Origin of the sequence: Pseudomonas fluorescens (assembly GCF_001307275.1) — a bacterium.
Classification (GTDB): Bacteria; Pseudomonadota; Gammaproteobacteria; order Pseudomonadales; family Pseudomonadaceae; genus Aquipseudomonas; species Aquipseudomonas fluorescens_AA.
This window is the reverse complement of sequence record NZ_CP012831.1, coordinates 5,716,018-5,728,131: the sequence shown is the minus strand read 5'-3', so window position 1 is coordinate 5,728,131 and position 12,114 is coordinate 5,716,018. Positions and strand designations below refer to the sequence as shown.

Genomic DNA, 12,114 nt, shown 5'->3' with positions numbered 1-12,114 from the left:
GTCCGATGAGCCGCAGCGGCCTGCTGATCAACGCGCTCTGGCTGCAACTGGGCTGGTGGGGCTGCGTGGCCGGTGCCCATCAGCCGGGCTGGCTGCTGGCGGTAGCCGGCGGCCTGCTCGCCCACCTGGCATTCAGCCCGGCGCCCAGGGCCGAGTGCCATGCGGTGATCAGCGTCGGCCTCTGCGGCATGTTGCTCGACTGGAGCCTGGGTGCGCTGGGCGTGTTCGTGTTCGAGCAAGGTCCGTTGCCACTTTGGCTGGCGCTGCTCTGGCTGGTCTTCGCCACTGGTTTGCGCCATAGCCTGGCCTGGGCCACAAGACCGGCCTGGCGCGGTGTGCTGGCGGGGATGGCTGGCGGGCCGCTGGCCTATTGCGCGGGCGCACCGCTGGCCGGGGTGACGCTCCCCCTCGGCTCACTCGCAACCGCGCTGCTCCTGGCGCCACTGTGGGGCTTATGGCTGCCGCTGGCGTTGCGCCTGGCCGAATCGCGCTGACCGCAGGACGCCAGCGAGACGCTACCAGGGCTCGTCCAGAAACAGCGGGATGCGCAACGGCTCGACGACGCCCTCACGCTGACCACACATCTCATCATGAACCACCTGCTGCACCAACATGCACGGCAGGCGCGGCACGAAACGCAGCAGTTCCCGCAGGTGGGTGGTGGAGCGTACCGGCAATGTCTTGTCCGATGCGTCGAGCAGCGTATGCCATCCGTTGTCCAGCCGAGCGCGCAATACGTAGAGCCCGCCTTCCAGGGACAAGAGTTCCAGTTCGTGGATCCGGCCATCAACGGCCAGGTCGGTCAAGTCCTGCAAAGTCATGGCATGCCCCCGGCCTGACGCCGGAAAAACAACGTGACCTGGCCCAGTTCGACACCCAGCTTGCTCATGCTCGAACGGTTGATCAGCGTGTCGTCATCCATCAGGTACATCCAATCATCGAAGGTCACTTCATAGGTCGAACCGTCCACCGGCAGGTTCAACCGATACTGCCAGCGCAGTGCATTGCCGGCCACTTCTCCCCGGGCTTCGCCGATCACGTCGTCGGCACGCCCGCGCCAGCGTCCGGCCCCCTCGGGGGTCAACGTCCAGACCCGCCGCTGACGCGTGCCGTCGCTGTAGAGGAAACGCTCATCCAGGATCAATCGATCACCCTCGTGGCGGCTGGAGATGTCCACCTCGAAACGCTTGATCACTTCACCCGAGCGTTTTTGATAAATGCCCCAGGCCTTGACGGGCTGACTGAAAAAACGCTCCAGGTCCAACCGGGGTTGCTGGTCGGCGTAGTGGTCGACATCGACATTACCGCAACTGGTCAGACCCAATATCACCAGCAACGCCAATAGAAAACGGCTCATGGGCGAACTCCTGCATCACGTGAACTTTTAAGCCCAAGCAGTTGATTCCTGAGTTTTTTATCCTTGGTTCCCGGGTCCAGCCAGATGGCGAAGAAGGCTCGGGCGAATGCCGGGTCCATCACCTCGTGGGACAGCTGCCCATTCACATAGAAACGACAACCACGCCCCGGCAGGTTGACGCCGGTAATGCGACTTCCCGGCTTTACGTCGACAAAGGCCTGCTGCATGTGACCTCGCCACGCATCCAGACGCCCAGCGTCCAAGGGCGCTCCCCTGATGCGTTGCATTTCTGCAAGGCTGGTCTCGACCAGGGTTTGCGCGCTGATGGCGCGCCGGTAATCGAGTTCCAAGGCAAACGCCGTTTCAAGGCCGGGTAGCAAGGCTGCGCTCCATAATCGCGCCTGATACACCTCGAACCCGAACCAGGTGAAATCGGCCTGCCCGACCAGCCGTGTGCCCGGCAGTGCGAGTCGCCAATCGGACCAGACGTGGGCGCAATACAGTACAAGCAGGCCAACCATGCATCGGGCCAGGCTTTTCCTGAACGCGAACGACCTGATCATGGACACGCCACCGGTTTCTCAAGGACGCCCCAATAATTGTACAGAGATATGTATTTGTACAGCTTTTCTATGCCAACGAGAAAAGACGAGGGCTACACGCCGGTCATTCCAGCAACTGAACGATCCGCGGCTCGATCACTGCGGCCTCCACCTCAACCAACGCCAGTGTCACCGGCAGCTTGAAACGCCGCCGACCAGCGCTGCCGGGGTTGAGGTAAAGCCGTTCGCCGCGCCATTCGATGCTCGGCTTGTGGGAATGGCCGGTGATCACCCACTTCACGGCCGGGTCCAGCGCAGCCTGGACATCGGCGATGTCATGCACCAACAGGACTGGCCAGCCGTCCAGGTCGAATTGCAGGCGATCGGCAAGCTCCGCCGCCCACTCGGCACCCAGGTCGTTATTGCCCCGTACCACGTACAACGGAGCGAGGCATGCCAATTGCGCCAGGATATCGGGGCTGCCGATGTCGCCGGCATGAATGATCCGCTCACAGCCTTGCAGCGCGGCAAGTGCTTCGGGACGCAACAGGCCGTGGGTATCGGAAATGACGCCGACTTTCATGAAACCTTTCTCTCCAATCGTGTGTCGCCGCTCGTACCTGCCTCGTCGCAGTCAGCTAACATGCTGAATTCGAATAGGATAGGCTGCGCCGTGAAAAGTGCAGACCCGTCATGGAAAGGATACGTCAATGCTCGGACGCAAGCAGCCGGAGCCCAAGATCGAAAGCCCCGACGAGACCCAGCAAGCTGGGCGGGCCGGTGCGGCATTCCGGCTGACCGTGAGTTTCATGCTCGTGGTCGTCATCGCCTTCCTGGCCGTCGAAGGCTGGCGGACCTGGCGCGACTACCGCGCCGCTTTTGCGTCTGCCCGGGATTCGGTGACGAACCTGGCGCGGGCGACGGCCCAACACGCTGAAGATACCATTCGACAAGTGGATGTGGTCACCGCCGCCCTCGCCGAACGGGTGGAAGGCGATGGCCTGCAGAACATGGACATCCCACGCATCCATAAGCTATTGGTGCAGCAGGCTGCCATCATGCCGCAACTGCACGGGTTGTTTATCTATGGCCCGGATGGCCAATGGCTGGTGACGGACAAGGAGGCGATCCCGGAAATGGCGAACAACGCCGACCGCGACTACTTCCAATACCACCGTACCCACGAGGATCAAGGCGTGCGCATCGGTGACGTCGTCAATAGCCGCTCCACCAACGACCTGATCATTCCCATTTCCCGCCGCCTGAACAACCCTGATGGCTCGTTTGCCGGCGTATTGCTGGGGACCGTGAAGGTGAGCTATTTCGTCGACTACTACGGCGACTTCAAAATCGATGGCAAAGGCGCACTGGTCCTGGCCAAGCGCAGCGGAACGATCCTGGTCCGACGCCCCTTCGTCGCTTCGGTGATTGGCAAGAGCCTCGTCAACAGCGTGATTTTCAGGGAACATTTACCCACCTCCAACCAAGGGGTTGCCGAAGCCAAGGCCGTCGTCGACGACACCGAGCGCCTGTACGGCTACCGGGCCCTGACCACTTACCCGCTGGTGGTGGAAGCCGGCCTGTCCCGCGAATCGATCATCGCGCCCTGGCGCCGCGACCTGTTCAAGACCGGTTTGGTGCTGATTTTCCTGATCGCGATCCTGGTGGGCTTCGGGCTCATCGTGTTGAGCCAGCTGCGTTACCGCATGGCCATGGAGAAGCAGATTCGCAGCGCCCACCAGGCCATGCGCGACATGGCGCTGACCGACAGCCTGACCGGGCTGGGCAACCGCAGGCGGCTGGATATCGCCCTGGCCGATGAGATCCGCCTGGCCAGGCGCCAGGGTTCGTCCCTGGCCCTGATCATGCTCGACGTCGATTACTTCAAGCGTTTCAACGACAAATACGGCCATGCCGCCGGGGACGATTGCCTGCGGGCGATTGCAACCGCGCTCGGGCAGACCATCAAAAGGCCGGGCGACCTGGCGATCCGCTATGGCGGTGAAGAGTTCACCGTGCTGCTGCCAAACACCGACAGCGCCGGCGCCACCAAGGTCGCGCAGCAAATCCTCGAAGCGGTCAGGGCCTTGAACATTGAACATGGCGACCACCCCTTGGGCATTGTGACCATCAGCGCGGGCATCACCACCTGCCAGCCGAGCGGCGAGGACGTCACCCCGGCCATGCTGATCAGGGCCGCCGATGCCTTCTTGTACCTGGCCAAGAACACCGGGCGGAACCGCTGGTGCAGCGCCGACTCGACGCCGGGGTGAACCCGCGGGAGTGCCGCGCATCGGTCAGAATCGTGCAAACCCAAGTCCACAGGTGCCGGCGAGGCGCCTGGCGGCTACAATGCGCGCTTCGACCGTGACCAGCCTGACTAAAAACAAATGTCCTTGCCCAAACATCATCTGGAATTGCTCAGCCCCGCCCGCGACGTGACCATCGCCCGCGAGGCCATCCTGCATGGCGCAGACGCCGTGTACATCGGTGGCCCGAGTTTCGGCGCGCGTCACAACGCCTGCAACGAGGTGGGCGATATTGCCCGGCTGGTGGAGTTCGCCCACCGCTACCACGCCCGTGTGTTCACGACCATCAACACCATCCTGCACGACAACGAACTGGAGCCGGCCCGCCAGCTGATCCACCAGTTGTACGACGCTGGCGTCGACGCGTTGATCGTCCAGGACCTGGGGGTGATGGAGCTGGATATCCCGCCCATCGAGTTGCACGCCAGCACCCAGACCGACATCCGCACCCTGGCCCGGGCAAAGTTTCTCGACCAGGCCGGTTTCTCGCAACTGGTCCTGGCCCGTGAGCTGAACCTGCAGGAAATCCGTGCCATCGCCGACGAGACCGATGCGGCCATCGAGTTCTTCATCCACGGTGCGCTGTGCGTGGCGTTTTCCGGCCAGTGCAACATCTCCCACGCCCAGAACGGCCGCAGCGCCAACCGTGGCGACTGCTCCCAGGCCTGCCGCCTGCCCTACACCCTCAAGGATGACCAGGGTCGGGTGGTCGCCTATGAAAAACACCTGCTGTCGATGAAAGACAACAACCAGAGCGCCAACATCCGTGCCCTGGTCGAAGCCGGCGTGCGTTCGTTCAAGATCGAAGGGCGCTACAAGGACATGGGCTATGTGAAGAACATCACCGCCTATTACCGCCAGCGCCTGGACGATGTCCTCGAAGACCGCCCGGACCTGGCCCGCGCGTCCAGCGGCCGTACCGCACACTTCTTCGTCCCCGACCCGGACAAGACCTTCCACCGTGGCAGCACCGACTATTTCGTCAGCGAGCGCAAGATCGACATCGGCGCCTTTGATTCGCCAACCTTTACCGGCGTGCCGGTGGGCGTGGTGGAAAAAGTCGGCAAGCGCGACCTGCAAGTGGTGACCTTCGATCCGCTGTCCAACGGCGACGGTCTCAACGTACTGGTCAAGCGCGAAGTCGTCGGTTTCCGCGCCAACATCGCCGAGCCCAAGGGTGAATTCGAAGAGGACGGCCAGAAGCGCTACCGTTACCGCGTCGAACCCAACGAAATGCCGGCCGGCATGTACCAGTTGCGTCCCAACCACCCGTTGAGCCGCAACCTGGATCACAACTGGCAGCAAGCGTTGCTCAAGACCTCCTCCGAGCGCCGCGTCGGCCTGGCCTGGGTCGCGCGCCTGCGCGAAGAGCACCTGGAGCTGACCGCCACCAGCGAGGAAGGCATCAGCGCCAGCATCACCCTGGACGGGCCGTTCGGCCTGGCCAACAAGCCGGAACAGGCCCTGGAGCAACTGCACGACCTGCTCGGCCAATTGGGCACCACCGAATACCACGCCACCGCCATCGAGCTGGATGCGCCCCAGGCGTTCTTCATCCCCAACTCGCAGCTCAAGGCGTTGCGCCGCGAAGCCATCGAGGCCCTGACCGCTGCTCGTGTGGCGGCTCATCCACGGGGTGGCCGCAAGGCCGAAACCAGCCCGCCGCCGGTGTACCCGGAGTCTCACCTGTCGTTCCTGGCCAACGTCTACAACCAGAAGGCCCGGGACTTCTATCATCGCCACGGGGTCAAGCTGATCGATGCGGCGTTCGAGGCCCACGAGGAAACCGGTGAAGTGCCGGTGATGATCACCAAGCACTGCCTGCGCTTCTCGTTCAACCTCTGCCCCAAGCAGGCCAAGGGTGTCACCGGCGTGCGCACCAAGGTCGCGCCGATGCAACTGATACACGGCGATGAAGTGCTGACGCTGAAGTTCGACTGCAAACCCTGCGAGATGCATGTGGTCGGCAAGATCAAGGGGCACATCCTTGACCTGCCATTGCCCGGCAGCACGGCGCAGCCTGTGGTAGGTCATATCAGCCCTGAAGACCTTCTCAAGACGATTCCACGCGCGCCACATTAAACAATATCCACCCGCATCCCCTGTGGGAGTGGGTGTTCACAAAGCGTGTGTCCACCACAGTTCCCCTGTGGGAGCGAGCTTGCTCGCGATGGCGTCAACAGGATCAGCATGGATGCAAGCTGACCCACCGCTATCGCGAGCAAGCTCGCTCCCACATTGGGTTGCGGGCGTTCACAAAGCGTGTGCCCCGCTCCCACACTGAGTGTCGGCTGGTTGGAATGGATTTTTCATTTCTGCGCCGTTTTCGCTTTTCCGGGCGACAAATTCTGTTCAAGGGCTCCCCCGCCGCGGGTTCATGGTGTTAGGTTGTAAGTGATTGTTTCATCACACGACACTTCTCCCCTGCAAAGGAATGCCTGCCACCATGAACTTCCCGTTCAAGCGTCTTGCCGTCGCCACCCTCGTACTGTCCAGCCTGTCGTCATTCGCGATGTCGGCCAACGCCAATATCACCGCACAACAAAGCGCGACCCTCGTCAAAACCTTTTCCGACACCTCCGTCACCGATTTCCGGCAGTTCCTCGCGGAAGTAGCCAAAAACGACCTCGCCAAAACCGCGAACCTCGGCCCGGCCATCAGCGCCTTCCAGGACAACAAAACCCTGTCGGCTGAACAACAGAACGAAATCCATCGCCTGCTGGGCCTCTACGCCCGAGTGAAATACGGCACAGCCGCCACCGAGACGCTGAAGGAACTGGTCGCCATCCCGACCTTTCGCAAGGACGGTGTAGCCCAGCACGAGAATCCGGAATTCCTCAAGATCGCCGACAAGATCAAAAGCCTGGCCGAGGCGTTCAAGCTGAACTTCCGCAACATCGACAACCGCGTCTATGAGATTTCCCTCGAAGGCAGCGGTGACGAAGTCGTCGGTATCCATGCCCATGCCGACGTGGTGCCGGTCACGCCGCAAAACTGGGTGTTGAAAGACGGCACCCGCCTCGATCCGTTCAAGGTCACCCTGGTGGGCGACCGCATGTATGGCCGGGGCACCGAGGACGACAAGAACGGCATCGTCGTGGCGCTCTACGCCATGAAGATCATCAAGGAAGAAAAACTGCCACTGGCGCGCAACTTCAAGCTGCTGGTCGACACCACCGAGGAAACCACCGGTGACGCCATCCCCTATTATTTCGAACGCAACCCGACGCCCAACTACAACCTGGCACTGGATGGCGGCTACCCGGTGGTGATTGCCGAGAAAGGCTACGGCACGGTCATGGCGAACTTCGCCCGGCGTACCGCACAGGGCAAGGGCGCGCAAATCACCGCATTGACCGGCGGCCTGGCGACCAATCAGATTCCGTCGACCTCCGTGGCCACCTTTACCGGCGACAAGCCTGCCGAACTGGCCGCCGACCTGCTCAAGGCCGCTACCGACTATGCCAAGCGCAACGGCGGCAATTTCGAAGTGGGCACCCAAGTCGTCGGCAAGGACGTGCAACTGACCTTCACCGGCGTATCCGCCCACTCCTCCGAGCCCGAGTCAGGCGTCAACCCGGTCGCGCGGATGCTGGACTTCATCAATGGCCTGGACGGCAAGGTCGCGCTCAAGCACAACCACATCACCGACGCCGCCCGCTACGCCGCCGACAACTGGGGCCTGGACTATCTGGGCAGCAAACTGGGGATTGGCTTTTCCGATGCCTTCATGGGCCCGCTGACCGCGTCCCTGACCTTCGTCGGGATGGATGAGAAGACCTTCAAGCTTGCGGTCAACCTGCGGGTACCGGTCGGCAAGCCCACCGAAGCGATCAAGACTGACATTGCCGATAAATTGGCCGCCTGGAGCAAGAAATCCAAGGTCGCCGTGGCCTTCGATTACTCCATCGACGAGCCGATGTACCGCAACCCCGAGGGTGAATGGGTCAAGGCGCTGCTGGCCGTGGCCAGTGAGAACCTGGGCATGGAACACAAATACGGCACCTCCGCCGGCGCCACCTCGGTCCATGACTTGCCCAATGGCGTGCAATTCGGCCTGGCGATGCCCGACGTCAAGTACACCGGCCATAACGACAACGAGTTCAAGACGGTGGAGCAGTTCCTGTTGGACTTGCAGATCGTGACCGAGATGATGGGGCGGATCGGGCAGTTGCCGAAGTTGTGATTGTCCGAGCCACACCGTTCACTTGAAGCTTGCTTGCCCCTGAGGCTTGCTTGGTTCCTGTGGCGAGGGAGCTTGCTCCCTCGCCACAGGGTTGCTTCATTCCTTCATGTGAGTGGCGCTGGGATCGATGACCTTGGCGGTAATATCGACCAGCTCCAGCCCCCAATCACCATGCAAGTACCAATCGTCCCCAATCATCTCGGCCGGGTGCATGGTTCGATCGGCACCATTCCCACAGGCCAACGCAGTGGTCGGACAGTAACGATCACAGCCCCAGCAAATGCGCTCGGGATGTTTGGGACTGATGGGAAAAGGCTTTGCCATGGCGACCCCGCATAACAGATGGGTGTGCCCGTACCCTACCCCGTCGGGACAGCGCCACCCTTGATCCCGATCAAGAACAGCCGCGCGCGAGCAACAAATGCTCCCCGAGCAAAATTTCGCGCTGAAAATTGACAAGAATCATTATTATTCGCAGCGAAGCTTCCTAGACTCGGCGCCATCATTTAGCCAACCAGGAAGTCATCATGCGCCCCGTTGCTCCGTTGTCCCTCGCCCTGCTGTTGCTCGCACCGCTGGCCCAGGCCAAGGAATACCCCATCGGCGAACCGCAACTGTGCCCGGGGCTGGAAGTCGGTGCGGTGTACCTGCAACCGATCGAAATGGCCCCCGCCGGCATGATGCGCGCCACCGCAGATTCGGATGTGCACCTGGAAGCCGACATCCGCGCCACGGCGGACAACCAGCAAGGCTTTCAGGAAGGCAGTTTCGTACCCTATCTCAACGTGTCGTTCCAGCTGAAAAAACAAGGCAACGACACCGAACTCAAGGGCGACTTCCACGCCATGGTCGCCAATGACGGGCCGCACTACGGCGACAACGTCAAGTTGCTCGGCCCTGGCAAATACCAATTGACCTTCACCGTCCTGCCACCGGGTGGCCACGGGTCCCTCGGTCGTCATACCGACAAGGAAACCGGCGTGGCGCCGTGGTTCGAACGCTGCGAGCTGCATTACGAATTCGTCTACGCCGGGATCGGTAAAAAAGGCGGGTACTGAACATGCGCCGCCGATCCTGGCCGTCATGCCTGGCCTGGCTGATGCTGGCCGGTCTGCTGCTGCCGTCAATCGCCCAGGCCGAACTGCCCACCTATGAGTTGAGCATGCGCGACGGGCATTTCACGCCGTCGCAGCTGGAAGTGCCGGCCGGGCAACGCTTCAAGATCGTGCTGAAGAATGTCGGCCAGGGTCCGGCGGAATTCGAAAGCACGCCATTGCGCGTCGAAAAAGTGCTCTCGCCCGGCGTCACGACCTTCGTGGTCATCCATCCGCTGCGCCCCGGGCACTATCCGTTTTTCGATGAATTCAACCCGCAACTGCCCGAGGGCGGGATTCTCGCCCAATGATCGGCCTGCAGGAGGCATTTGCATGACTCAATCGATGTTTATTGTCTGGCGCGAAAGCGTCGAGGCGTTGTTGGTGATCGGTATCCTCCAGGCCTGGGTCAGCCGGCAACAACAGGCCAGCCATCTGTTGCGGTACCTATGGAGCGGCGCACTGCTCGGCTTGCTGTTGTCGGGCGTATTGGCCGGTTTGATCCTGCTGGCCGGCGAAGCCATGAGCGGCAGCGCCAATGAATGGTTCCAGGCTTCGCTGGCGTTGATCGCGAGTCTGTTGATCGTGCAAATGGTCGGCTGGATGCATCGCAACGCGGGGACACTGAAGCAGAACCTGTCGCGCCAAGCCGACCAGCGCCTGAACCGCCAGGGTGGCCTGGGCCTGATGGTGCTGGCGCTACTGGCGGTCAGCCGCGAAGGCAGTGAAACCGTGGTCTTCCTGTACGGCGCCGGCGCCCGCTTGCAAGGGCCGTCACTGGGCCTGTTCGCCGTGGGTGCAATCGCTGGCCTGGTGCTGGCGCTGTTGAGCGTTTCCTTGCTCCACGGCAGTCGCCGGTTCATCTCCTGGCGGCGTTTCTTCGCCATCAGCGAAGCGATCCTGCTGCTGTTGGGTGCGGCGTTGCTGGTCAGCGGCATCGAGCGGATCGGCGGGCAATTGCTCGCGATGGATTGGCCCGAGCCGGTGTACCGTGGCATTGGCGATGCACTGTGGAACAGTAGCGCGATACTGGACGACGGCCATGGCCTGGGCGGATTCCTCGCCGATTTCGCCGGGTATCGCGCCAGTCCCAGCGCGCTGACCTTGCTGGTATGGCTTGGCTATTGGCTGGCCGTCGCAGGATGGTTGCGGACACCCAAGGAGGAAAACCTGCCATGCCCCACCTGAACCCCTGGCTCCAGCGCCTGGGCGACGGCATGCGGCGCCACGGCGCGACCATTCGTGCCGTGCAATGGGCGGTGGTGCTGTTCTACGCGGTGCTGCTGGTGATACCCGCCCTGTTGCCATTGCCCAGCAGTCAGGCGCACCTGTTCGACAACCTCACGCTGTTGGCGCAGTTCCTGTTCTGGGGCCTGTGGTGGCCGTTCGTATTGCTCTCGATCGTCTTGTTCGGTCGGCTCTGGTGTGGCGTGCTGTGCCCCGAAGGCGCCTTGAGTGAATGGGCCAGTCGCTACGGCAAAGGCCTGGGTGTGCCGAGAAGCGTGCGCTGGGCCGGCTGGCCGACCCTGGCGTTCTGCCTGACGACGATTTATGGCCAACTCATCAGCGTCTACGACTATGCCCAGGCGGCGCTGCTGATCCTGGGTGGCTCGACCGTCGCGGCAGTGATCGTTGGCCTGCTGTTCGCCCGTGGCAAGCGAGTGTGGTGCCGTTACCTGTGTCCGGTCAGTGGCGTCTTCGCCCTCCTCGCCCGCCTGGCACCGATGCACTTTCAAGTAGACGAACAACGCTGGCTGGAAAACCCTGCGCCGCGTCGCCCCGCACCCAACTGCGCGCCCTTGCTGGACATCCGCCGAATGCGCGGCGCCACCGATTGCCACGCCTGTGGTCGCTGCAGCGGCCAGCGCGATGCGGTGCGCCTGATCGCCCGCTCCAGCAACCAGGAAATCCTTCAGTCAACGCCCACCACGCTCTCGCCCTGGGATGTGCGCTTGCTGCTGTTCGGCGTCATCGGCCTGGCCATGGGGGCCTTTCAATGGACCGTCAGCCCCTGGTTCATCACCCTGAAGCAGGCACTGGCGCAATGGCTGGTGGCACACGACCGGTTCTGGCCGCTGCAAGACAACGCGCCCTGGTGGCTGCTGACGCACTATCCGCAACTCAACGACAGCTTCAGTTGGCTCGATGGCTTTTGCATCGTCGCCTATTTGGGCATGAGCGCCCTGTTGCTGGGGACTTCGCTGATGCTGCTGATGCGCCTGGCGGCACGACTCGCCGGCGATTGCGCAGAGTATTTGCCCCTGGCCGTCACCCTGACGCCCCTTGGCGGCGCAGGCCTGTTCCTCGGCCTGTCGGCCACCACCGTCAAGTTACTGCGCTATGAAGGGTTGTTGCTCGAGTGGGTGCAACCGGCTCGAGCCGGATTGTTGGTGGCGGCGATAGCCTGGAGCCTGTGGCTGGGTTGGAAACGCCTGGAACAGACGTCTGCATCGCCCGTTCAGCGACTGCCCGCCATGGCCTGCCTGATAGTGGCCAGCGGTCTGGTGGGTTATGGGTGGTGGTTGCAGTTTTGGGGGTGGTAACACACTAAATCCGGTGGGAGCGAGCTTGCTCGCGATGACGTTGCACAGCCAACATCACTGCAGCTGACCCACCGCTATCGCGA

13 protein-coding genes are annotated in these 12,114 nt (G+C 62.3%); 8 read left to right on the top strand and 5 right to left on the bottom strand.

Annotation, left to right across the window (positions count from 1 at the left end):
- The first annotated feature begins 5 nt into the window (after positions 1–5).
- On the top strand, positions 6–494 hold the full coding sequence (locus AO356_RS25335) for a DUF2878 domain-containing protein (protein WP_060742118.1): 489 nt from the start codon (positions 6–8) through the stop codon (positions 492–494).
- Between the two features lie 21 nt (positions 495–515).
- Here AO356_RS25335 and AO356_RS25330 read toward each other — a convergent pair whose 3' ends face one another.
- The 4 genes from AO356_RS25330 to AO356_RS25315 all read right to left on the bottom strand — a co-directional run bounded on the left by AO356_RS25330 (position 516) and on the right by AO356_RS25315 (position 2,482).
- Positions 516–821, bottom strand: a complete 306-nt coding sequence (locus tag AO356_RS25330; protein WP_060742117.1) for a DUF6482 family protein — start codon at positions 819–821, stop codon at positions 516–518.
- On the bottom strand, positions 818–1,357 hold the full coding sequence (locus tag AO356_RS25325) for a DUF3833 domain-containing protein (RefSeq protein WP_060742116.1): 540 nt from the start codon (positions 1,355–1,357) through the stop codon (positions 818–820). Before AO356_RS25325 ends, AO356_RS25330 begins: the two co-directional genes overlap by 4 nt.
- Positions 1,354–1,920: a chalcone isomerase family protein gene (locus tag AO356_RS25320; RefSeq protein WP_060742115.1), complete on the bottom strand. Its 567-nt coding sequence runs from the start codon at positions 1,918–1,920 to the stop codon at positions 1,354–1,356. Before AO356_RS25320 ends, AO356_RS25325 begins: the two co-directional genes overlap by 4 nt.
- A 103-nt stretch (positions 1,921–2,023) precedes the next feature.
- Positions 2,024–2,482 carry a metallophosphoesterase family protein gene (locus AO356_RS25315; protein WP_060742114.1) on the bottom strand — a complete coding sequence of 153 codons (459 nt, stop codon included), beginning with the start codon at positions 2,480–2,482 and terminating at the stop codon, positions 2,024–2,026.
- 127 nt (positions 2,483–2,609) lie between these two features.
- On the opposite strand from AO356_RS25315, the gene AO356_RS25310 reads away from it, so the two are divergent.
- From AO356_RS25310 to AO356_RS25300, 3 genes are all read left to right on the top strand, one after another.
- Positions 2,610–4,172 carry a sensor domain-containing diguanylate cyclase gene (locus tag AO356_RS25310; protein WP_060742113.1) on the top strand — a complete coding sequence of 521 codons (1,563 nt, stop codon included), beginning with the start codon at positions 2,610–2,612 and terminating at the stop codon, positions 4,170–4,172.
- 117 nt (positions 4,173–4,289) lie between these two features.
- Complete coding sequence (locus AO356_RS25305; protein WP_060742112.1) at positions 4,290–6,290, top strand: peptidase U32 family protein; 2,001 nt, start codon at positions 4,290–4,292, stop codon at positions 6,288–6,290.
- 364 nt (positions 6,291–6,654) lie between these two features.
- A complete protein-coding gene (locus tag AO356_RS25300) occupies positions 6,655–8,394 on the top strand; it encodes a dipeptidase (protein ID WP_060742111.1) in 1,740 nt (579 codons plus the stop codon).
- Between the two features lie 96 nt (positions 8,395–8,490).
- Here AO356_RS25300 and AO356_RS25295 read toward each other — a convergent pair whose 3' ends face one another.
- Positions 8,491–8,718: a DUF3079 domain-containing protein gene (locus tag AO356_RS25295; RefSeq protein ID WP_060742110.1), complete on the bottom strand. Its 228-nt coding sequence runs from the start codon at positions 8,716–8,718 to the stop codon at positions 8,491–8,493.
- Between the two features lie 203 nt (positions 8,719–8,921).
- Here AO356_RS25295 and AO356_RS25290 point away from each other — a divergent pair, with 203 nt between their 5' ends.
- From AO356_RS25290 to AO356_RS25275, 4 genes are read left to right on the top strand one after another with little or no spacing between them, the layout of a single operon-like run.
- Positions 8,922–9,452, top strand: coding sequence for an iron transporter (locus tag AO356_RS25290; protein WP_060742109.1), 531 nt, complete (start codon positions 8,922–8,924; stop codon positions 9,450–9,452).
- 2 nt (positions 9,453–9,454) lie between these two features.
- Positions 9,455–9,799 carry a cupredoxin domain-containing protein gene (locus tag AO356_RS25285; protein WP_060742108.1) on the top strand — a complete coding sequence of 115 codons (345 nt, stop codon included), beginning with the start codon at positions 9,455–9,457 and terminating at the stop codon, positions 9,797–9,799.
- Between the two features lie 22 nt (positions 9,800–9,821).
- On the top strand, positions 9,822–10,676 hold the full coding sequence (locus tag AO356_RS25280; protein ID WP_060742107.1) for an FTR1 family iron permease: 855 nt from the start codon (positions 9,822–9,824) through the stop codon (positions 10,674–10,676).
- Entirely contained in the window at positions 10,664–12,031 is a 1,368-nt protein-coding gene (locus tag AO356_RS25275) for a 4Fe-4S binding protein (RefSeq protein ID WP_060742106.1), read from the top strand. The genes AO356_RS25280 and AO356_RS25275 overlap by 13 nt, the downstream gene beginning before the upstream one ends.
- Positions 12,032–12,114: the final 83 nt, after the last annotated feature.

Bases quoted from the DNA above. Each gene is read 5' to 3' on its own strand.
- AO356_RS25320 (WP_060742115.1), bottom strand. From the start codon at position 1,920: ATGATCAGGTCGTTCGCGTTCAGGAAAAGCCTGGCCCGATGCATGGTT.
- AO356_RS25305 (WP_060742112.1), top strand. From the start codon at position 4,290: ATGTCCTTGCCCAAACATCATCTGGAATTGCTCAGCCCCGCCCGCGAC.
- AO356_RS25315 (WP_060742114.1), bottom strand. From the start codon at position 2,482: ATGAAAGTCGGCGTCATTTCCGATACCCACGGCCTGTTGCGTCCCGAA.
- AO356_RS25275 (WP_060742106.1), top strand. From the start codon at position 10,664: ATGCCCCACCTGAACCCCTGGCTCCAGCGCCTGGGCGACGGCATGCGG.
- AO356_RS25335 (WP_060742118.1), top strand. From the start codon at position 6: ATGAGCCGCAGCGGCCTGCTGATCAACGCGCTCTGGCTGCAACTGGGC.
- AO356_RS25285 (WP_060742108.1), top strand. From the start codon at position 9,455: ATGCGCCGCCGATCCTGGCCGTCATGCCTGGCCTGGCTGATGCTGGCC.
- AO356_RS25325 (WP_060742116.1), bottom strand. From the start codon at position 1,357: ATGAGCCGTTTTCTATTGGCGTTGCTGGTGATATTGGGTCTGACCAGT.
- AO356_RS25300 (WP_060742111.1), top strand. From the start codon at position 6,655: ATGAACTTCCCGTTCAAGCGTCTTGCCGTCGCCACCCTCGTACTGTCC.
- AO356_RS25330 (WP_060742117.1), bottom strand. From the start codon at position 821: ATGACTTTGCAGGACTTGACCGACCTGGCCGTTGATGGCCGGATCCAC.
- AO356_RS25310 (WP_060742113.1), top strand. From the start codon at position 2,610: ATGCTCGGACGCAAGCAGCCGGAGCCCAAGATCGAAAGCCCCGACGAG.
- AO356_RS25290 (WP_060742109.1), top strand. From the start codon at position 8,922: ATGCGCCCCGTTGCTCCGTTGTCCCTCGCCCTGCTGTTGCTCGCACCG.
- AO356_RS25295 (WP_060742110.1), bottom strand. From the start codon at position 8,718: ATGGCAAAGCCTTTTCCCATCAGTCCCAAACATCCCGAGCGCATTTGC.
- AO356_RS25280 (WP_060742107.1), top strand. From the start codon at position 9,822: ATGACTCAATCGATGTTTATTGTCTGGCGCGAAAGCGTCGAGGCGTTG.